The organism is Algoriphagus aquimarinus (genome assembly GCF_007997215.1).
Classification (GTDB): domain Bacteria; phylum Bacteroidota; class Bacteroidia; order Cytophagales; family Cyclobacteriaceae; genus Algoriphagus; species Algoriphagus aquimarinus_A.
This window is the reverse complement of the sequence record NZ_VORW01000001.1, coordinates 992611-1012680: the sequence shown is the minus strand read 5'-3', so window position 1 is coordinate 1012680 and position 20070 is coordinate 992611. Positions and strand designations below refer to the sequence as shown.

The 20070-nt window shown below is 40.9% G+C and carries 23 protein-coding genes; 12 read left to right on the top strand and 11 right to left on the bottom strand.

Going from position 1 to position 20070, the window contains the following annotated elements; genetic code table 11:
- Positions 1-190: 190 nt before the first annotated feature.
- Both ESV85_RS04560 and ESV85_RS04555 read right to left on the bottom strand, forming a co-directional pair.
- Complete coding sequence (locus ESV85_RS04560; RefSeq protein WP_146915124.1) at positions 191-424, bottom strand: hypothetical protein; 234 nt, start codon at positions 422-424, stop codon at positions 191-193.
- Positions 399-1001 carry an RNA polymerase sigma factor gene (locus ESV85_RS04555; protein WP_146915122.1) on the bottom strand — a complete coding sequence of 201 codons (603 nt, stop codon included), beginning with the start codon at positions 999-1001 and terminating at the stop codon, positions 399-401. The genes ESV85_RS04560 and ESV85_RS04555 overlap by 26 nt, the downstream gene beginning before the upstream one ends.
- Positions 1002-1350: 349 nt before the next feature.
- On the opposite strand from ESV85_RS04555, the gene ESV85_RS04550 reads away from it, so the two are divergent.
- Together ESV85_RS04550 and ESV85_RS04545 are read left to right on the top strand one after the other, a co-directional pair.
- Complete coding sequence (locus ESV85_RS04550) at positions 1351-1698, top strand: DUF3127 domain-containing protein (protein WP_146915120.1); 348 nt, start codon at positions 1351-1353, stop codon at positions 1696-1698.
- A 12-nt stretch (positions 1699-1710) separates the two neighbouring features.
- The gene (locus tag ESV85_RS04545) at positions 1711-2172 is read left to right on the top strand and encodes a hypothetical protein (RefSeq protein ID WP_146915119.1); all 462 of its coding nucleotides are present in this window, start codon (positions 1711-1713) and stop codon (positions 2170-2172) included.
- On the opposite strand, the gene ESV85_RS22195 is transcribed toward ESV85_RS04545, so the two are convergent.
- The 4 genes from ESV85_RS22195 to ESV85_RS04530 are packed head-to-tail and all read right to left on the bottom strand — an operon-like array spanning position 2169 to position 5816.
- On the bottom strand, positions 2169-2312 hold the full coding sequence (locus tag ESV85_RS22195) for a hypothetical protein (RefSeq protein ID WP_191321903.1): 144 nt from the start codon (positions 2310-2312) through the stop codon (positions 2169-2171). The two genes, ESV85_RS04545 and ESV85_RS22195, sit on opposite strands and share 4 nt — an antisense overlap.
- 37 nt (positions 2313-2349) lie before the next feature.
- Positions 2350-2865 (bottom strand): 5-(carboxyamino)imidazole ribonucleotide mutase, encoded by a 516-nt coding sequence (gene purE / locus ESV85_RS04540; protein WP_146915117.1) that lies wholly within the window; start codon positions 2863-2865, stop codon positions 2350-2352.
- The gene (locus tag ESV85_RS04535) at positions 2865-4007 is read right to left on the bottom strand and encodes a 5-(carboxyamino)imidazole ribonucleotide synthase (RefSeq protein ID WP_146915115.1); all 1143 of its coding nucleotides are present in this window, start codon (positions 4005-4007) and stop codon (positions 2865-2867) included. The genes purE and ESV85_RS04535 overlap by 1 nt, the downstream gene beginning before the upstream one ends.
- Positions 4008-4046: 39 nt before the next feature.
- Complete coding sequence (locus ESV85_RS04530) at positions 4047-5816, bottom strand: MutS-related protein (RefSeq protein ID WP_146915113.1); 1770 nt, start codon at positions 5814-5816, stop codon at positions 4047-4049.
- Positions 5817-5924: 108 nt separating this feature from the next.
- Here ESV85_RS04530 and ESV85_RS22190 point away from each other — a divergent pair, with 108 nt between their 5' ends.
- From ESV85_RS22190 to ESV85_RS04520, 3 genes are read left to right on the top strand one after another with little or no spacing between them, the layout of a single operon-like run.
- A complete protein-coding gene (locus ESV85_RS22190) occupies positions 5925-6098 on the top strand; it encodes a hypothetical protein (RefSeq protein ID WP_191321902.1) in 174 nt (57 codons plus the stop codon).
- A gap of 30 nt (positions 6099-6128) precedes the next feature.
- Positions 6129-6962: a hypothetical protein gene (locus ESV85_RS04525; protein WP_146915111.1), complete on the top strand. Its 834-nt coding sequence runs from the start codon at positions 6129-6131 to the stop codon at positions 6960-6962.
- Between the two features lie 57 nt (positions 6963-7019).
- The gene (locus tag ESV85_RS04520; RefSeq protein WP_146915109.1) at positions 7020-7697 is read left to right on the top strand and encodes a nitroreductase family protein; all 678 of its coding nucleotides are present in this window, start codon (positions 7020-7022) and stop codon (positions 7695-7697) included.
- A gap of 41 nt (positions 7698-7738) precedes the next feature.
- Here ESV85_RS04520 and ESV85_RS04515 read toward each other — a convergent pair whose 3' ends face one another.
- The 3 genes from ESV85_RS04515 to ESV85_RS04505 are packed head-to-tail and all read right to left on the bottom strand — an operon-like array spanning position 7739 to position 10411.
- Complete coding sequence (locus ESV85_RS04515; protein ID WP_146915108.1) at positions 7739-8602, bottom strand: mechanosensitive ion channel family protein; 864 nt, start codon at positions 8600-8602, stop codon at positions 7739-7741.
- A gap of 28 nt (positions 8603-8630) precedes the next feature.
- Positions 8631-9335: a methyltransferase domain-containing protein gene (locus ESV85_RS04510; protein ID WP_146915106.1), complete on the bottom strand. Its 705-nt coding sequence runs from the start codon at positions 9333-9335 to the stop codon at positions 8631-8633.
- Positions 9332-10411: a type III polyketide synthase gene (locus ESV85_RS04505; RefSeq protein ID WP_146915104.1), complete on the bottom strand. Its 1080-nt coding sequence runs from the start codon at positions 10409-10411 to the stop codon at positions 9332-9334. Before ESV85_RS04505 ends, ESV85_RS04510 begins: the two co-directional genes overlap by 4 nt.
- A gap of 123 nt (positions 10412-10534) precedes the next feature.
- On the opposite strand from ESV85_RS04505, the gene ESV85_RS04500 reads away from it, so the two are divergent.
- Positions 10535-11509: a UbiA family prenyltransferase gene (locus ESV85_RS04500; RefSeq protein WP_317130767.1), complete on the top strand. Its 975-nt coding sequence runs from the start codon at positions 10535-10537 to the stop codon at positions 11507-11509.
- Here ESV85_RS04500 and ESV85_RS04495 read toward each other — a convergent pair.
- Positions 11506-12621 carry an NAD(P)/FAD-dependent oxidoreductase gene (locus ESV85_RS04495; RefSeq protein WP_146915102.1) on the bottom strand — a complete coding sequence of 372 codons (1116 nt, stop codon included), beginning with the start codon at positions 12619-12621 and terminating at the stop codon, positions 11506-11508. The genes ESV85_RS04500 and ESV85_RS04495 overlap by 4 nt on opposite strands.
- A gap of 107 nt (positions 12622-12728) precedes the next feature.
- Between ESV85_RS04495 and ESV85_RS04490 the strand changes: the two genes are divergently transcribed.
- A complete protein-coding gene (locus tag ESV85_RS04490) occupies positions 12729-15254 on the top strand; it encodes a zinc-dependent metalloprotease (RefSeq protein ID WP_146915100.1) in 2526 nt (841 codons plus the stop codon).
- A 274-nt stretch (positions 15255-15528) separates the two neighbouring features.
- A complete protein-coding gene (locus tag ESV85_RS04485) occupies positions 15529-15936 on the top strand; it encodes a Fur family transcriptional regulator (protein ID WP_146915098.1) in 408 nt (135 codons plus the stop codon).
- Here the strand turns inward: ESV85_RS04485 and ESV85_RS04480 are convergent.
- Complete coding sequence (locus ESV85_RS04480; RefSeq protein WP_146915096.1) at positions 15933-16160, bottom strand: hypothetical protein; 228 nt, start codon at positions 16158-16160, stop codon at positions 15933-15935. The genes ESV85_RS04485 and ESV85_RS04480 overlap by 4 nt on opposite strands.
- Positions 16161-16310: 150 nt before the next feature.
- Here ESV85_RS04480 and ESV85_RS04475 point away from each other — a divergent pair, with 150 nt between their 5' ends.
- The 4 genes from ESV85_RS04475 to eboC all read left to right on the top strand — a co-directional run bounded on the left by ESV85_RS04475 (position 16311) and on the right by eboC (position 20062).
- Positions 16311-16784: a YcxB family protein gene (locus ESV85_RS04475; RefSeq protein ID WP_146915094.1), complete on the top strand. Its 474-nt coding sequence runs from the start codon at positions 16311-16313 to the stop codon at positions 16782-16784.
- A 535-nt stretch (positions 16785-17319) separates the two neighbouring features.
- Complete coding sequence (locus ESV85_RS04470) at positions 17320-18201, top strand: EboA domain-containing protein (protein WP_146915092.1); 882 nt, start codon at positions 17320-17322, stop codon at positions 18199-18201.
- Between the two features lie 38 nt (positions 18202-18239).
- Complete coding sequence (locus ESV85_RS04465) at positions 18240-19145, top strand: TatD family hydrolase (protein ID WP_146915090.1); 906 nt, start codon at positions 18240-18242, stop codon at positions 19143-19145.
- Between the two features lie 2 nt (positions 19146-19147).
- Positions 19148-20062, top strand: coding sequence for a UbiA-like protein EboC (gene eboC, locus ESV85_RS04460; protein ID WP_146915088.1), 915 nt, complete (start codon positions 19148-19150; stop codon positions 20060-20062).
- Positions 20063-20070 lie beyond the last annotated feature (8 nt).

Here is a 20070-nt window from a genome sequence, read left to right as displayed (position 1 = left end):
AGTGCCGATCAAGTCGGCACTACACAAGGTAAACATCCAAGTGAACAGTCACTGCATGCTTCCTCTCCGGTATCGTAAAGGTAAAAAAAATCTAAAACTTCTAGTTTTTAAAGATAGTACCTTGCGCCAACTGCGCCAGCAAACCCATTTAAACAAAAAAAATCCCGCAACGTGCGGGATTACCATATTGTCAGACTCGCTCGAGTCCCGTAGATTGAGCTCTCGACTTGATCGCTTGTACTACTTTTTCCGAAGGTTGAAGCTGGATTTGATCCATTTGCTCTATTGTGCTCAGCATTTCTATGTATTCTTGCATTAGTGAATCATCACTATGCAAGGCTTGCACTAAGAGTTCTTGCTCTACCTCCGACATTTCCTGGTAGATATATCTTACCAGATCATTTGGGGTAAATGGTTTTGTCATATGCAAAATTTAGTTGTTTCATCTTCTTCCGCAGGTGGATCAGCGCGTATCGCATTCTCCCCAACGCAGTATTAATACTTACGCCCGTCTGATCTGCTATTTCCTGGAAACTCATATCCAAGTAATGTCGCATAATCAAGACCTGTTTTTGAGTCTCAGGAAGCTCCTCTATTAGGCGCTTCACTAGCTCGATATTCTCTTCTCTTACCTGACGATCCTCTACATTTTCCTCCGCAAACCTCAGCGAATTGAAAATATTCGAACCGTCCTCCATTAATATGGTAGGATACCTCTTGGCTTTTCTGAAATAATCAATGGCCAGATTGTGAGCTATCCGCATCACCCATGGCTGAAATTTTCCTTCTTCGTTGTACTTGTCTGAATTAAGTGTTTTGACCACTTTGACAAATACATCTTGAAGTAAATCCTCAGCTACCTTCTGATCCTTAACGATCAGAAATATTGTGGTGTACATTTTACTTTGGTATCGATCTACTAAAAGATCAAAGGCAGCATCACTGCCGTTTCGATACTGTGCTATCAACTCGCTGTCCTTAGGACCAATTCGTTTACTCATTTTAAGTTGGTTTATTATAAACGTAAAGGTCTAGGCCATAGTATCTGGTAAGGGTGAAAGAAAAAGAAGATGACTTAAAAGTATGATTTCGAAAACAACTCTGCAAAGAAAATTCAAGGATTTTGTATCTCAATTACTATTACGAACGCAATCCAAATTATATTCTTCAAAAATATTCAATTGCGATATTATATTTGAACGTACTAAAATCCTGACTTCGTAATTACCAATGATAATGCCAAAAAATGTTAAAATCATCTTTCAGAGTAAACTAATATGCTGTAATGCAAAATGAAATTTTCAAGTGCATTGTGTACCTTCGCAGAGATAGAAATTTAAAAATACGACAATGGAATTGAGTGGAAAAGTAATCCAAAAGCTACCCGAAGTAGGTGGAAATTCAAAAAGTGGCAACGCCTGGAGAAAGCAGGAATTCATCCTAGAAACAGGAGGCCAATACCCTAAAAAAGTGTGTGTATCACTTTGGGGAGACAAAATCGACCAGTTTTCTATTAATCAAGGTGAAAATGTAACATTGAGCATTGACGTGGAAAGCCGCGAATACAATGGCCGTTGGTACACAGAAGTGAAAGCGTTCAAAGTAGACAGAAATGGAGGATCATCTGCTGCACCTTCAGCAATGCCTGAGGTAGATACATTCCACTCTGAAGGAGAAGAAGACAAGTTACCATTCTAAAAAACTTCTGCCATGTGGGATGACGAAGATGACGATGAGGCAGGATGGGATGAGGACGATGAGTTCGATGCACGTAAGGAGCACGAAAAGATATACAAGCACCCATTGATGAAGAAGGCGAAAGATATCTTTCGCCTCACTCGAGCACTAGTAGGAAGCCTCGACGAGGCTCGTAAGGAGCTTTATGGCAATATCATGATGGAAGATGCGATGGTGATGAGTGCCAAATTCGCTGGAGCTGAAAGCATCTCTGACTACGTCCTGAAAATGGAAAAAGCTGTCATCATGAAAGTTCACGCAAAAAGCCTGAATGCTATGACCTATCAATTAGGCATGGAAGAAACTCATGCTGAAGAGCATTTAGAGCTACTTCGAGAGGCTATTGAGGAATATCGCTTGCTGTTTATTGACTGGCAAAAGGGATTTGACACTAACGAAAAAAATGATGACGGTTGGGGAATCTTTACTGATTAACTTCTTCCAAATTGGAAACCAAAATAAGCACCAACGCCCATCAATACTAGTGTGATTACTCCCACCAGCACTAATACATCCAGAGGAACTTCCCAGGGCACATCCCCGATCTTAAATCGAATAATCTTTTTCCAATTCATGGTAAACAATTGAAATGCGGCTCTTCAGCCGCATTTTTTATTTCTTAAGTATTTCTTTCCAGCCTTTGGCTTCTATCAATGCTGCGGATTCTTCCACTTTTTCTTTAAGCGTCTTTTTGTAAGCATCTAAGCTTTCACCCACTTTAGCATCAAAAGAACCTACAATCGAAGCGGCAAGAATGCCGGCATTTTTCCCTCCATTAAGTGCGACTGTCGCTACAGGAATACCTCCTGGCATCTGCAAAATGGACAAAATACTATCCCAGCCATCGATAGAATTAGAGCTTTTGATCGGCACGCCAATTACTGGCAGACTAGTCATAGATGCTACCATGCCAGGCAAATGCGCTGCTCCACCCGCTCCAGCTACAATCACTTTGATGCCACGCTCACGAGCTGAATGCGCATAATCAATCATACGCTGTGGGGTACGATGTGCAGAGACTACCGTCAATTCATAGGGCACTCCCAATTCTTCAAGCATCTCTGCAGCCTCTGCCATAATCGGAAGATCCGACTGACTTCCCATAATAATACCTACCTGTGGATTCATTATATAGATTTGATTTTGATTAACTCTTTGATTCGTTGTGCTTTCTCCTTCAGTCCTTCCACCGTATCTGATAAGATGGTCACATGTCCCATTTTTCTGAATGGCTTGGTGATCTTCTTTCCATACATATGGATATAAACTCCCTGCTCAGCTATTGCTTCGTCTTGACCTTCTACCAAAACCGGTCCGGTGAAACCTTCTTCTCCTAGCAAATTAATCATTGCAGCAGGACATCTCAAATCTGGATTGCCTAGCGGCCAGTTCATTACTGAGCGTAAATGCTGCTCAAACTGAGAGGTGAAATTAGCCTCTATGGTATGATGTCCACTATTATGTGGCCTTGGAGCTACTTCGTTAACCAATACCTCTCCTTCTTTGGTTACAAACATTTCCACTGCAAGAATACCGACCATTCCCAATTTAAGGATCACGTCTTTTGCTATTTGCTCAGCCTTTTCAGCTACTTCTTTGGATATTTCTGCTGGCGCAAAAAGAAACTCAACCAGATTAGCGGTTGGGTGAAAAGCGCATTCTACAGCAGGATAAGCAACTAAGTCTCCAGCTTCATTTCTGGCAACGGTGACTGCAATCTCTCTTTCGAAGTCAATCAACTTTTCCAACAGCCCCGGCGCATCAAAAGCAAGGTCCAAATCAGCTTCAGTTCGCAAGACTTGAACACCACGTCCATCGTAGCCTTCTTTGCCCAACTTGTTTACAGCAGGAAGAAAACCAGCATTGTTGATAACATCAGCTTTGTCTACCGTCAAAATAAAATCAGCAGTGGGAATTCCATGCAATTGATAAAATTGCTTCTGCTTACGCTTATCCTTGATCAAACTTAAAATGTGTGGCTGTGGATAAACTTTCTTCCCTTCACGCTGTAATTTCTCAAGTGCTTCTGTATTAACACTTTCAATCTCTACAGTAATCACATCGCAGCCATGACCAAAAGCATAAACCGTATCAAAATCCTTCAGTGAACCCACAGTAAATCGCTGCGAAAGATCCTTGCATGGAGCATTTGGATCTGGATCCAAAATGTGGATATCTTGATTGTAATTGATAGCCGATTGAATAAGCATTCGGCCCAATTGACCTCCTCCGAGGACTCCCAATATGGGTGGTTGCGATGGTATAGTCATAGTTTTTTTGAAATATAAAATAATCTCAGGTGTGGAAATCTACTTTTCGTTTTGAAAGCGAATTCCCATCAATTCCATGAGTTTATGTGCATTAAAACTCGGGCATGCTCCCCTTTTAATTTTGTAATCAAAGTCAATATTTTGATCGTGGATTTCAGAATGAAAACTGTAATTCTGTACAGAATCAATTCTTTCCTCCAACTCTGCTAACTCAATATCATGGGTACTGATTATCCCAATTGCATTTGTATTATCTACCTGCCTGATCAGCGCTTCTGATCCTGCAATACGATCCTCAGTATTCGTCCCTTTCAATATTTCATCCAGCAAGAAGAAGATATGCTCACCCTTCTCGATTCTATCTATCAGTTGCTTGATCCGGCTAAGTTCAGCATAAAAGGAACTGACACTTTCTCCTAAGTTATCTGTATTTCTCATACTTGTGTAAAGCTGAAACTCAGAGAAACCAAACTCCTCGGCAAAAGGACTCAAACCTAGATTGACCAACACACAATTAATTCCCAGCGTTCGCATGAAGGTAGTTTTTCCACTCATATTTGCTCCAGTGAGCAAAATGATGCGCTGGTTCTCGTCTATTACGAAATCATTTGGCACAGCTACTCCTGGTTCAAGCAGGGGATGAGAAACCACTTTGCCTTCCATACCCTGAGCTACAGTAATCACTTTACCTTTCCCGCCTACTTCTTTTTCAAACGCACCTAATGAAATCATAACTTCCCATTCCACTAGTTGGGCTGGGAAATTGGCAACTAGATTCCCATGCTTTTTCTTCCAAGAGACTAATTTCACGTATAAGAACAAATCTGTCCAGAAAAAGAAGTTAAGGGGTATGTATAGGATATTGATTCGATTTTGAATCCATAATCCTAAACTATCTAGCTGGTCAAAAAGTGTAGATGCTTTCACCTCTTTGGTGAGGAATGGTGCCTGCATCTTTTTCAAAAGTGGGGAATCAAACTGCTCCTCTTCCAATACCGCTAGCCAATATCTATAAGTCTTCAGTTGGTCTCTACTTGGAATCGATTCAGCCGCTTTTTTCAAAGACTTGAATACCAAACCCAAAAAGGCCATTCCTATCAAAACCCAAACACCAACTAATGCCCCCGGCACGATTCCTATATAGGTTAATACAGAAAGAGCAAGTCCTCCAATAGGTCCGACGAAGGCGAAAATCGAAATTAATAGGGAGCTTTTATCCTCTGTATTCAGCCAATTAACCCATCCCGAGTTTGATTTCTCTTCATTATAGAAAGCATTCCCTATGCTCTCCATGGCTTGAAGGAAATCTGATTTGGTGGATAATTCAGCTGAAGCTGTACGCAAAGCAGCAGCTTGATCGAGATCAAACGCTGATTTAATCTGTGCGGCAAGTCTTTCCTTTCCTTTATTGGAAACGGTATGATTCAAAAGCTGAAAAAGAGAATGATCTCCAAAGAGATCTAAATCATTGGAAAAAGGATGTGTTTTCTCCTGAAATTCAACTCCCGCATCTAAGCCTTTTAGCTTTCTGGAAACTCTCTTTTCTCTAGCGAGATTCATTTTCTCCAAAGCCAAATAAATAGCCTCCTGGTCTTTCTGATCATTGTATTTTCTAATTAAAGAAATAAAAGCAACCACCGAAATCCCGAAAAACAAAAACCAAACTGGGCTATCCGAAACGGACAACACAAAAAACCCGCCCATGGCAAAAAAGACAATCAACCGAAGAAAGGACAAGGTGCCAGCCTTTCCTTTTACGGTTTTCAACTTCTCTGAGAGACCAGAATTTTCAAAATCAAATCCTTTCATGCCCAAAGATATGAATTGAAGTAAGCTAACTATTCAATTTGGCGCAATCCTTGCCACTTATTAAAATTTTAAGCGAGTGTTTGACGTTTACAACTAACCACTGCAAGTATGAAAACTAATAAAAGTAAAAGCCCACCTGAAAAGGAAACAGAAGTAGAAGAATGGGATCTCTCTGAAGGCATGGGTATTATACCAAATGACATCCCATTTACTCAAAACATCGGCTGTGTAGGCGGAAAAACCAAAGGGGCCGATAACACCAAAAAGAAATCATCTCAATAACAAGTAAAACTTAACCAAGCTATTATCCTTATGAAAAACACATTCAATCCCACACTCTTATTTCTACTACTAGGAAGCGCAATGGCCTTCACGAGTTGTAATAACATGAACGACACTCCTCCTGAGCCTAACCTTACCGTAGTTACCGATGACGCAGAAGTCAACATGGCCTTTGAGGACCTGGATAACATCTCGCTTACAGTATTAAGTAACTCTGGGCTAAGCGCAAGAACCACAGCTAGCATTCCTGCAGGTAATCTGTGCGAAGGCGCGATAGTTTCTATTGACGAGAGCACAAAGAAAATCACAATTAATTTTGGTGATGGCTGTACTAGTACAAATGGCACAATTAGAAAAGGAATCATCAATCTAGCCTACACAGGAAATCTTCTTTTCCCTGGGGCGAAAATCACCACCACATTTGATGGCTACGAAGTAAATGGCTTGAAGGTGGAAGGAACTAGAACAATGACAAATAAGGGCGTAGATCAAGAATCGAATAGCATCAGCCTAGAAGTGAAAATCCTAAACGGAAAAGTAACTTGGCCTGACGCTACATCTGCTACTATTACAAGTGATCAGATGCGTAACCTAAAATTGAGTACCCAAGGAGGATATGAAGTCTCTATCACTGGAACTGCCTCCGGAACTAATCGAAGCGGAATGGCATACACTTCCTCTGTTACTGATGATTTGATTTTCACCAAAAGCTGCATCGAGTCTGGAGTCACCATTCCTAATTCAGGTATTATAGCATTTCAATTCAATGATATTGAAGTGACAGTGGATTACGGTAATGGTACATGTGATAAAATGGCTACCATTTTCTATCCAACTGGATCCAAGGAAGTAACACTAGACTAATTCTCCTTCCAAAAATAAAATCATAACGGCTATCTTTCGAGGTAGCCGTTTTTGTTTATGGAAAAGAAAAAAATTAAGGGATTTGAGCATATTCGATATGAATCTCTCCAACTCAGTCCCGAAGAAATGATCCACCGCTCTGAGCAGTTTTATCAGGTGATGGATCAAAGACGCACGGTGCGTGAATTTGACAAGAGGCCTGTTCCTCTGGAAGTCTTAGAGAAAATCATCCTCACGGCCAGCACAGCTCCGTCTGGCGCACATAAGCAGCCATGGACCTTTTGCCTCATTTCAGATCCCATTATTAAGAAAAAAATACGGGAAGCAGCTGAAGAAGAGGAGAAAATCAGCTATTCGACAAGAATGCCTGATAAATGGAAATCTGACTTAAAACCACTTGGAACAAACTGGGAAAAGCCCTTTCTAGAGGAAGCGCCTTATCTGATCGTTGTTTTCAAGCAATCTTATGGTATAGAAAATGGCGAAAAAGTACAGCATTATTATGTAAATGAATCTGTCGGGATAGCTTGTGGATTTTTACATGCAGCTATACATCAGGCCGGTTTAGTAGCTGTGACACATACGCCAAGCCCTATGAATTTTTTAAGTGAAATATTGGAAAGGCCTTTCAATGAGAAACCTTATCTACTGATTCCGGTGGGCTATGCAAAAGCAGAAACATACGTTCCTGATATCCATAGAAAATCTCTTGATGAGATAATCAAAAAGTTCTAAGCACAAAAAAGGCGATCAAATGATCGCCTTTTTTACTGATGTTAAACATCTTCAGAATTTGATTCTTCTTCAGCTGCCTTTTCCCTAATCTGATGAACAACACGTTGTGGGAAAGGAATTTCAATCCCTGCTTTCTCAAATTCAGTATTAATAGACTCCATTCCATCAAAGTGCATTGGCCATAATTCGCTCGACTTAGCCCAAACTCTGACAATTAGATCCAGAGAACTATCCCCAAAATTTGTAAGAGCTACGAAAGGAGCAGGATCCTTTAAGGCACGTGGGTCATTCTCAAAGATATTCAGCAAAATTTCTTTTGCCACCTTAATGTTTGTTCCATAAGCTACACCAACTTTAAGTTCGGTCCTCCTGGTCGCTTGAGTACTCATGTTCACGATATCCGAATTAGCCAGACTACCATTTGGGATAACGACCTCTAAATTATCAAATGTCATCAGGTGGGTATACAAAATCTGAATTTTAGAAACTGTCCCAGTATGTCCCTGTGCAACAATGACATCACCTACTTCAAACGGTTTAAAACCTAAAATCAGAATACCTCCGGCAAAATTTGAAAGAGATCCTTGCAAAGCCAAGCCTATAGCCAAGCCTGCTGCACCAAATATGGCTACTGTAGATCCTAATGGAGCACCCAGAATACTTGCCACTCCCATAAATAGGGTGATGAATAATACGATTTTAACAAACCCAAAAAGAAATTCATTTAGAGAAGGATTAGTCTCCTTTTTTTCCAAAAGATTCCTCAATCCCTTCAGGAGGATATTTACTATAAATTTACCAACGAAATAAAAAATTATGGCAAACAAAATTCTTGGTACAATTACATATGCTAAGTCAATAGCGTTCTCATAAAATGCATTGATGGTTTCTTCGGAAATTTCCATTATAAACTATTTTTAGGTTAGTTATTCTTTAAAATACAATAGTGACTTGCCAGCGAAAAGCCCAATGCCAGCTAATCTTAAAATTATCCATCTGGGCAGACCGTAATATTCTATTCCAATCTGATCTGGAAAAACTCCTCAAAACTGAAAGCGATGCATCGTGTTGCACCATTTTAGATTTGCTAAATAACCAAGTCAACCACTTGATGCTATAAAAAGCGAATGGATGTCGATGCAAATCGTTAATCACTATGCCCAATCGGGATTTTCTCCGGAGAGATATCAGCAATTCTACTAATTCGCTATCTGTGAAATGATGTGTAAAGAGCGTGCAAGTAGAGATATCTACTTTCTCTTCGGAGAATTCAGCGTCGAATACATTCTGGCTCCTCCAGGCAACTTCGGGTAAGTCAGCTAGTCTAACCGCTGCGAGGTCGATAATGTTCCTGTTTGCATCGATTCCTGTAAAGTTCACCTCATTTTTCTGACTTTTTGCCCAGTCATGCATCACTCGGATCATATCTCCCCCTCCACATCCAATGTCTGCTACTGCATAGGACTCTTGTGGATAACTTTTAAAAATTTTCGCTAGACCAGATGTAGTCACATAGTTTCCGCCTAGCCAACGATTGATGGTTTTTAGCTCCCGCAAAGTTTGATTAAGTTCTTCACCCGAGCAGTTCAGGTCATCCATCAGCTCTTTTTCCTCACTTCGCTGCGCAAAAATGCTCATGACTTTTCAAGTAGTAAGGTTTCCAACGTAAGGCCTGGCCCAAAACCCATGGAAAGGATTTTTCCCTGAATTTCATTATCATTCATCATTCGCTCCAGCACAAAAAGTATGGTAGCAGAAGACATATTTCCGAACTGATTCAGCACTTCTTTCGCATGTTCATTTACTGATTCGGGCAAGTCAAAAGCTTCTTGCACCTTTTGAAGAATCTGTTTTCCTCCAGGATGAATCGCAAAGTTATCCACTGTGGACAACTTAAATTTTTGTTCAAATACTTCTTTCAATTGTTGAATGCCCTGATCCAAAAGTGTAGGTATATACTTACTGAGTCGCATTTCAAATCCAAAATCACCTATACCCCAAGCCATATCACTTTCACCTTCGCGGAGCACTTGGCTGAGGTAAGAATTAACTTTCAAACCAGAACTGGACTTCATCACGAGCGCTGCTGCAGCTCCATCCCCAAAAAGTGAATTGGCAAGAATGTTATCTTCCACATATTCTTTCTGAAAATGTAACGTGCAAAGTTCAACACACACCAACAGTACTTTGGCTTCTGGCTCAGCTCTGACAATTTTATCTGCCAATTTCAACCCGGTAAAGGCCGCATAACATCCCATAAAATGAACACAATAGCGTTCAATAGAATCATCTAAATCCAACCTTTTCATTAATTCCAACTCTACTCCTGGAGCAACCATTCCAGTGCAGGAAACCAAAATCAAATGGGTTATTTCTGAGGGCTTTATTTCAGTTTTGGCTAGGCAACTCGTAACAGCTTCTTCACAAAGCCCTGGGGCTGTTTGTCTAAAAACCTCCATTCTAGCTTTAGTTCCAGGGAAGGGTTCAAAATCTTCAGACTTAGGAAAAAAAGTAAAATCTTGTGAATCGGTCTTCTCAAAATCAGTTAACACACTGTATCGACTGGAAATTCCTGATTTACGATAAAGAAAATTCAGCTTTCTCGCCTCCAAATCATCCAACTGATGCGCTCGCTGCATAAAGCTAGCAATGGCAGACTGGTCAATTGGTTTTCCTGGATTTGCCAAGCCAATACTTACTATACTAGTATTCATAGGAAGAAATTTAAATTCAATGAATTAGCCATCATGCACCTTTGGCATGATGTGCTAGAGTTTTCTATCCTAAAAGGATGCCGAAATTTTTCTTCCATTAAATATTTCATTAGATCAAGTTACTTGAATATATCTAAATTGGCTGAATGCATTGTAACCATCTCAATTCAGAATAGTTATAATCCAAACCTCAATTACGATATGATTTCCGTTTCCAGCCTTAAGCATCTTCGCATTCCATTTTCGCTCTTTTTGATGCCGGTATATTTCTTTGCGCTGGCACTTACCCCCAATCACAATGAATCAAGAATCCTGTGGGTGTTCATTGCTATTCACCTCTTTCTTTATCCTTCCAGTAATGGTTATAATAGTTACTTTGACAAGGATGAAGAAAGTATAGGCGGGATGAAGCATCCTCCGAAAGTCACCAAAGATCTCTATTGGCTTTCTTTAGTCTTTTTCCTGATTGCAATTGGCATTGGAGCCAGTATCAACTTCAGCTTTGCTTTCATGCTCCTGATTTATGGATTGGTAAGCATGGCCTACTCACACCCTTCCATCCGTATCAAAAAGTACCCTTGGCTGAGTTGGTTTATTGCGGGATTATTTCAGGGTTATTTCACCTTTGCCATGGCCTACGCAGGTCTCAGTAATTTAAGTTGGGAAGTGCTATATAAGCCTCACGTGTTGATTGCGGGGCTTTTGACTAGTCTGATGCTCTGGGGGAACTATCCACTCACACAAGTGTATCAGCATGGAGAAGATAGCCGAAGAGGAGACCTCACCTTAAGTTTGTTATTAGGAATTAAGGGGACTTTCCTCTTTTCGGCTTTGGCGTTTATGATTACCGGAGCAGCTTTCGCGTGGTATTTTCTAGGTCGAAATCAAACAGACATACTTTGGGTTTACCTCGCAGCGATGACACCTATCATGCTTTACTTTTTGACTTGGTTTAGCTTTATCCGACTAAATCCCATAAAATATGCGAATTACAAATGTGCCATGGGGATGAATTATTTCTCTGCACTCGCGCTCAATGCTTTTTTCATTTATTACTTTCTAGAAAACACTCAAATCCTACAGGCGTTGGGCTACTAGAATGGCTTGCCATGCGTGTTTTTTATGATCTGCTTTGCCACAAAAGGTACATGTTGAATGAGCTTTCTTGTGAAAACTGAAGCCTGCTTAGCCCCAAAAAGACGTTGGACTTTACGTCCAAGCCAAAGCCTTCTTTCGAAATGCGATCTCCAGGAACTCTCATAGTTTGTTTCAATTTCCTTCCTTGACTTTCCTACTAAAATAGATTCAGCTGCCAGCTTACCAGACTGTATTGCCATAGCCATCCCATTGCCACAAAGTGGGGTAATTAATCCTGCCGAATCGCCCGCCATGAGGATATGATTCTCCACTGGATGCTTTCTCTCGAAATTGATCTCATTGATCACTTCTGGCTTTTCGAAGAGAAACTCGCTATCTGTAAATAAATGCTTGAGGCTCGAGTTTTTCCATAAAACCTCCTGCTCCATTGCCTCAATGGACCCGTACTTTCTGAGATGATCACGATTGCCCAAATAACATAGATTCCCTTTACCCTCTTCGATAGCATTTAGTCCGCAATAACCTCCTTCGAAATTGTACAGCGCAACTGCTTCCCTATCAAAATCTGCCTTTATATGATATTTTACACCTATATAAGGACTTCTTTTTTCGATAAAACTTCGCTTGAGGGTCTTGTCCAGCTTGGATCTTTTGCCAAAGGCACCAATCACATAATCCGCATTCAGAAATTCTCCATCAGCCAATTCTAGTCGGAACTGATCGTCTTTTTCATCAAACAATACAGATTCTACCTGCATCCCCGATTTCACTTCGCCTCCTTTTTCTAAAACTTTCTGGAAAAGATGCTCATCAAGGACATATCTACTAATGCCAAAACCTCCCAACCCCAGTGGAACTGTGACACTTTTCCCGGAAGTATCAGAGAATAGAAAATTAGTGACCTGAGGAAAGTCGTATGCTATAGGCATCAAATTTTCCCTTTTCAAAAAATCAAGGACTTCATTGGATAAATACTCTCCGCAAACCCGATGAAAGGGATAAGTTTTCTTTTCGACCAAAAGCACATCATGCCCGTTTTTGGCCAGTAAATAGGTAGATATCAGGCCTGCCAGACCACCTCCAATCACCACAATTTTGTGTCTATGTTTCACTGAACTACCTTTAACTTTATAAATATACCGCTCATCAAAAATGGATAATCCTTACAGATCCTTTCAGGAAATTCACGGTTTAGAAAATATTTAACCAAATAATAACTATGAGAAATACCATACCCAGATTACTTAGAAGATTAACTCTAGTAGTAGGTGTAATGGGTGTCATGTTTTATTCTACGGACTCTTTTGCTCAGAAAAAGAAGAAAAAGGACGCCAAGAAAGAAACAGCAGCACCAGCTACTCCTACCAAACCGAAAGGTAATGATTCAGATCCAAAACCTTACAAAGAGGTCATCACTGCAAAAGCAAAAACAAAAGATGGCCTTTTCAAGGTTCATCAAATTGAAGACAAGTATTACTACGAGATTCCTGATTCCCTGCTAGGCAGAGATATGCTGATGGTCACTACTATCGCCAAAACTGCCGATGGGCTAGGTTATGGTGGTGAGCGCACCAACACTCTTATGCTTCGTTGGGAAAAGAACAACAACGATATCCACCTAAAAGTTATCTCAGTAAATAATTTTGCGGCAGATTCTCTTCCTATCGCTCTGGCGGTGAAGAACTCAAATTTGGAGCCATTGCTGCAGAAGTTCTCCATCAAATCTCTAGCGACAGATTCTACGGGAATTGTAATCGAAGCGACAGATTTATGGGCGAAAGATGTACAAGCTTTGGGTCTTCCTAAAGGTCAGCGTACACAATACAAAGTAACTCGTCTAGACACGGATAGATCATATATCGAGCATATCCATACTTACCCGATCAATATCGAGGCAAGATATGTGATGACTTACATCGCAAGTGAACCACCTTCAAATAGCTCAACAGGTTCAATCACATTGGAGATGAACTCTTCTATGTTGCTTCTTCCTAAAGAGCCAATGAAACAACGTCTGGGCGATCAGCGTGTAGGCTGGTTTAGCAGATCTATAGTTGATTATGGTGCTGACGCTCAAAAAGCGCAAAGACGTACTTTCCTTGACAGATGGAGACTGGAAGTGAAAGATGAAGACATGGCAAAATTCAAGGCTGGCGAGTTAGTTGAGCCTAAAAAGCAGATTGTTTATTACATCGATCCGGCTACTCCAAAGCAGTGGATTCCATTCTTGATCGCTGGTGTGAATGACTGGCAGGTTGCGTTTGAGGCTGCTGGTTTCAAAAATGCTATTGTAGCTAAACTAGCTCCAACCAAAGAGGAGGATCCAGACTGGAGCCCAGAAGATGCAAGATATTCTGTTATCAGATATTTCGCTTCTGATATCCAGAATGCATACGGACCTCACGTATCAGATCCCCGTTCAGGTGAAATCCTGGAATCTGATATCGGATGGTATCACAATGTGATGAACTTGCTTAGAAACTGGTTCTTCATCCAAACAGCAGCTATCAATCCTGATGCGCAAAGTGTACAGTTTAAGGATGAAGTAATGGGTAGATTAGTTCAATTTGTCTCTTCTCACGAAGTAGGACACACACTTGGCCTTCCACACAACTTTGCTTCTTCTCATGCTTATCCAGTAGAGAAATTGAGAGATGCTGCATTTACAAAAGAAATGGGCACAGCTCCATCGATCATGGATTACGCGAGATTTAACTACATAGCTCAGCCAGGTGACGAAGGTGTAAGCTTAATGCCAAATGTGGGACCATACGACAAGTATGCTGTCGCTTGGGGTTATAGACCAATTCCTGATGCTGCTACTCCTGAAGATGAATTAATGACATTGGATAAGTGGATCTTGGAAAAGCAAGGTGATCCAGTTTACAGATATGGCCGTCAGGGAAACAGTTATGACCCTACTGCGCAAAGCGAAGATTTGGGTGACAACTCTATGAAAGCTTCTGAATATGGTATTGCAAACTTGAAGCGCATCATGCCAAACCTTATGGAATGGACTGCTGAGCCTAACAAGCCTTACAAAGACTTTGATGATCTAGACGAAATGTATGGTCAAGTGATCACACAATTCAACAGATACATGGGTCATGTGAAGACCAATGTCGGCGGTGTGGCTGAAGTTTATAGAGCTACTGGGCAGGATTTACCAGTTTACACGCATACTGCGAAAGACATCCAGAAATCTGCTGTCGCGTTCTTAAACAAAGAGCTTTTCACTACTCCTACTTGGATGATGCAAGACGATATCTTTGCTAGAACAGAAGATTTCGGAGCCTTAGAACAAATTCGTGGCGTTCAAGCAAATACATTGAATTCAGTCCTTGACCTAGGAAGACTTGGTCGTGTGATTGAAAACGAAGCCTTGAATGGTAACGAAGCTTACAAAATGACTGAGCTATTCGATGATCTTAGAAAAGGCATCTGGTCTGAACTTCCAGCAGGTAAAACTATCGACGTTCACAGAAGAGCTTTACAGAGAGCGTATATCGAGCGTATGGAATACTTGATGACTACAGATGGGCCAAATATCCCAGCTACTGCTAGAAGATTCTATGGCACTCAGATCAATGCTTCTCAGTCAGACATCAGACCGATGGCAAGAGGTGAATTGAAAATACTTCAAAGAGACATCAAGTCTGCGATCTCCAGAACTTCAGACAGAATGTCTAAGCTTCACCTGGAAGATGCACTAGAAAGAGTAAATACTATTCTTGATCCTAAGTAAGAACAATAGTAAAGCACAACTTAATTGGGCGTCGGATCGGCGCCCATTTTTTTTTTCAATAAAGTTCTCGCGGCGACGCAACGACGCTGCGCTTTCTATTTGATTATGGTTAAATCAGCATCCAGAGTTTTTAAACGTTGATAGATCATTGAAAAGATTGGTTACAATTTTTCTGAGATTTTAATAATGAAAAAAGCGTTGCGCCGCCGCGCCGCTGCGAGAAACAACTGTCTTGAAATCAATTTTTGATTAGTTTTGTTTCTAATTCATGAACATGTCATCTCCTCTTTCCATACTACAAAGGCATAAGCTTCGCATCACAGATTGTCGCCAAGAGATTATCCGCGAGTTTCTCGATAAGCAAGTTGCTTTAGCTCATTCGGATCTAGAAGAATCTCTGGACAGCCAGTTTGATCGGGTTACGATTTACCGAACGCTAAAGACTTTTGTGGATAAGGATGTGGTGCACAAGGTACTCGATGACAGTGGAGCTACTAAATATGCCCTTTGTTCCCACGAAGAAGAGGATCACAACCATGAGCATGTGCATTTCAAATGCGAGATCTGTGGAGAAACTACCTGCTTGGAATCGATTAACCTGCCTAGCATAAAGTTGCCTTCAGGTTTTAAAAAGAAAGAAATGAATTTACTAGTGCAGGGAATCTGCAATAAGTGTCATTAAAATTCCACTGGTTCAGGTACTCTTGATTTTGGGGAATCACTTGGCCACTGCACCCCTGGAGGCAAATCAATTTTAGGTGGAGTAAAATCCTCCACTCCGCCATCTCCTTCATCTTGGCTGTTATTACCCTTTCTCAAGGAATTTTTGGTCATGGTCGCCATGACATAGATTAGTATGACATAAGCCAAACCACAAAGAATCAAATCGATTACAAGACTGCTCATGGTGAAAAATTTTAGATAATATAATTCAATACCACAAGTAAATCAATGGCATCAGCAATTTGTTTCAAAGGAAATGCCAGCTTTATGATTTATTTCGACTTGCTTAATCCCACGGATAGGTGGATATTTGCGCACTGAAAAACCTAAGTGATGATTGTAAAAACAAAGAAATATCAACTCCCAGCAGGGACCTACATAAAAATTGCCCTAATAAACGTATTGAAACAGCAGTGGTGGGTGATTCCGATTGCGGTAGCTATTGCTTTTGGATATTTCTGGATTGCATCGATCTGGTGGATTATTGGAGCAGTACTAGCTTATGGCCTTTACGTCCTGTTTTGGGCGATTCAATTCACTGGAGTAACTCAGATGGAGCAGAACAAAGTCATATTTGACAAGATGGCCTATGAAATAGATAGCCGTCAGATACTGATGAAAATCAATACAAAGCAGGGAATGCCAGTTCAGTGGAATATGATTAAAAGTGCTGAAAAGCGTAAAGACGCATACCTCCTTTATATGTCCAAGGCGCAGTTTATCCATTTGCCATTCAGGATCTTCAATTCAGAAAATGAGCGAAAATTCATGGAAACAATCCTAAAAAGAAAAGAGCTAATCAAATAAGCTTTTCCGCAAAACATAGCAAAAGCCTCCCAATATGGGGAGGCTTTTTGCATTTACGATAGTTTCACAAAAAGTTTCATCAATCAGAGTTGATAGATTAAAGCCAAGAAATTTCTAATAACAAAAACTGAAGATTTCGAAAGGTCATCTGATCCCTTTATTCCCAATGTCTCATTACCTAGGCCATCTGCAATGATTAGAATAATGTATGGAGAGCGGAGATTATTTTACGATACCCGAGTTAGAAAATTAACTTATATGTAGTTTAAGGGATTGGGTTTCAAACTAGCAGAATACCATCGAAGACCCAGCTTAGAATAATCCGAAATTGCATGATTACAGAAGCTAGCTTGACATGCTAACGTTTGGTAGAGTACATCAATGGAAGCAGTGAAGTCGAAAATCCTGATTTTTGTCAGGTATGGCACTTTTTCCTACCGCTGAGCATTATCTAAGTGGATATTCTGGTAGATTTCAGCGTATTTTAAAAAATTACAGCAAAGTTGACGCTAAGCCCTAAACGGCAACTCAAATCATGGAAAATCAATTAATAAGCTTTCTCACCCAAACGCTTGAAAGTTCGGCCACTAAGAAAGGTCTTGACTGGCTCAGTATACAAGTCGAAAAGATTAGCCTTGAAGCTACTCCTTCAAAGTTTTTTCTGGCCTTCAGCCAAGCATCAAGATATTTCAAAAAGGAAAAACTATCGCTTTCTGACAATGACTTAAAGAAGGCAAATGAGCTGCTTACAGGATTTCAACCTGAATTCTGGGATCAATTACAGACTGCACGCACAGTCCTGATGCTGAGTTATCCACAGGAAAAAGAGGCTTGGTTTGCTGCAATGAACCAGCTTTTTGAAACTGCAGATATGAATGAGCATCAAGCATTATTTGCGGCCTTGCCACTTATGCCTTTTCAGGAAGAATTAATCCCACGAGCAATTGATGGATTAAGAACCAATATCTCCCTAGTCTTCGATGCGATTGCTTTGAACAATCCTTTCCCCGCCAAGTATTTCCCTGAGGCCAACTGGAATCAGATGGTACTAAAGGCCATCTTTATGCAACGTCCATTGTATAGGATTCAAGGGCTCGAGGAAAGAAGAAATCCTGCCTTGGCAGCAATAGCAAGGGATTTTGCACATGAGCGCTGGGCAGCCGGAAGAGACGTTATGCCAGAAATTTGGCGATTGGTTTCACCATTTGTCAATGAAAAATACTTGGATGATCTGAAGAAAGTTCTATCCACCAAAGACGAGTTGCAAATCAAATCCGCATTGCTGACTTTGAGAGAATCAGCCTATTTACCAGCACAAGAACTCTTACAATCATACCCCGATCAAGTTGCCACACTAGATATGGATGCTATTGCTTGGGAAAGCATTGGGTCGGAATTCCAACGAACTCGCGTTTAATCTCTAATTTCACACTCCCTACTTTAAATTCAAATACCATGTATATAGATCCACATATCCACGTCGTATCCCGCACAACTGATGACTATGAAGCCATGCAAAAAGCTGGTATAGTAGCAGTGATTGAACCTGCATTTTGGTTGGGGCAACCAAGGACAGAAGTTGGAAGCTTCAAAGATTACTTCAGTACTCTTGTGGGCTGGGAGCGTTTTCGCGCCAGTCAATTTGGCATTGTGCATTACTGCACGATGGGTTTGAATTCCAAAGAGGCGAATAACGAAGCTTTGGCTGAGCAGGTGATGGAATTACTGCCACTTTATGTGGGCAAAGAAGGTGTGGTAGCAATCGGTGAAATTGGCTATGATGATCAAACGGAAGCTGAAGACAAGTTTTATAGACTTCAATTAGAGTTAGCTAAAGAAGTAGATCTTCCAGTACTTATCCACACACCACATAGGGATAAAAGAAAAGGAACAATTCGGAGCATGGACGTCTCTGAAGAACATGGATTGGATCCTAAAATGGTGATCGTTGATCATAACAATGAGGAGACAGTGAAGGAAGTGTTGGATCGGGGGTATTATGCTGGATTTACTATTTATCCACATACCAAAATGGGTTCGGAGCGCATGGTGGAAATCGTACGGCAGTATGGCCCAGCAAGGATAATCGTCAATTCCGCAGCGGATTGGGGGATTTCTGATCCTCTGGCAGTACCAAAAACTGCCGATCTTATGCGTAAATCAGGAATTCCTGAGGAGCATATTAAACTGGTGACTTACCAAAATGCATTGACTGCCTTTGGCCAAAGTGGACAAATGGACGAGCAGGATTGGTTAAACGCAGCGCCTTTGGATCAAACCAAAAAGATGAGCGGCAATTCAGTACTTCGGGGTGGACAAACACCTAGAGTGGAAGGTTCATCTGATTTTGTAGAGAATTAATTATGGGTTCTTCCCGCCTATTCGCCTATCTCCAACTCACTCGCCCCGCGAATGTAGTCACAGCCATTGCTGATATTTGGGCAGGCTGTGCTATTGCAGGCGCTTGGACATACATCGTTATTGACTTCGGAGCTGATACCAATGAATTTCTAGTAGATTTAGCTTGGCTTTCATTGAGTACAATTGGATTGTATGCTGGTGGAGTAGCATTCAACGATGTGTTTGATGCAGAGCTGGATGCTGTCGAAAGACCAGAGAGGCCAATTCCTAGCGGAAGAGTTTCTAAGTCTAAGGCCGCTTGGATGTCCTTTTTGCTCTTAGTCGTAGGAGTGATTGCAGCAGCACAGGTGAATTTGATCTCAGCAGGAATAGCCTTAGCAGTAGCAGCCTTGGCAGTACTTTATGATTACTGGGGCAAACATCAGAACATAATAGGCCCAATCAATATGGGACTCTGTCGAACAGGAAATTTATTGCTAGGTGTATCAGTCATTCCTGAAATGTTATCCACATTTTGGCCGTTAGGATTGATTCCTTTGGTTTTTGTAGCGGCGATTACCATGATCAGTCGTGGTGAGGTTCATGGCAAAAACAGAAATGCGCTTTATGGCGGTTTATCAATGTATGTGATTGTGATCTTTGTTATCGGTGCTATGCCCATTGTACATGGCACAGAGATATGGGAAGTACTGCCATTCTTAGCTTTACTCAGTTACATGATATTGCCGCCTTTGATCAAAGCTATTCGTAGTCAAGACCCAAAACTCATTGGTAAATCCGTCAAAGCTGCCGTTATTTCCCTAATTATTGTAAATGCTACCATTGCATCGGCTTTCGCAGGATGGCAGATTGGAATAATTGTGTTATTGTTGCTGCCAATTTCGCTTTGGCTAGCCAAGAAATTCGCTGTCACCTAACACAAGAA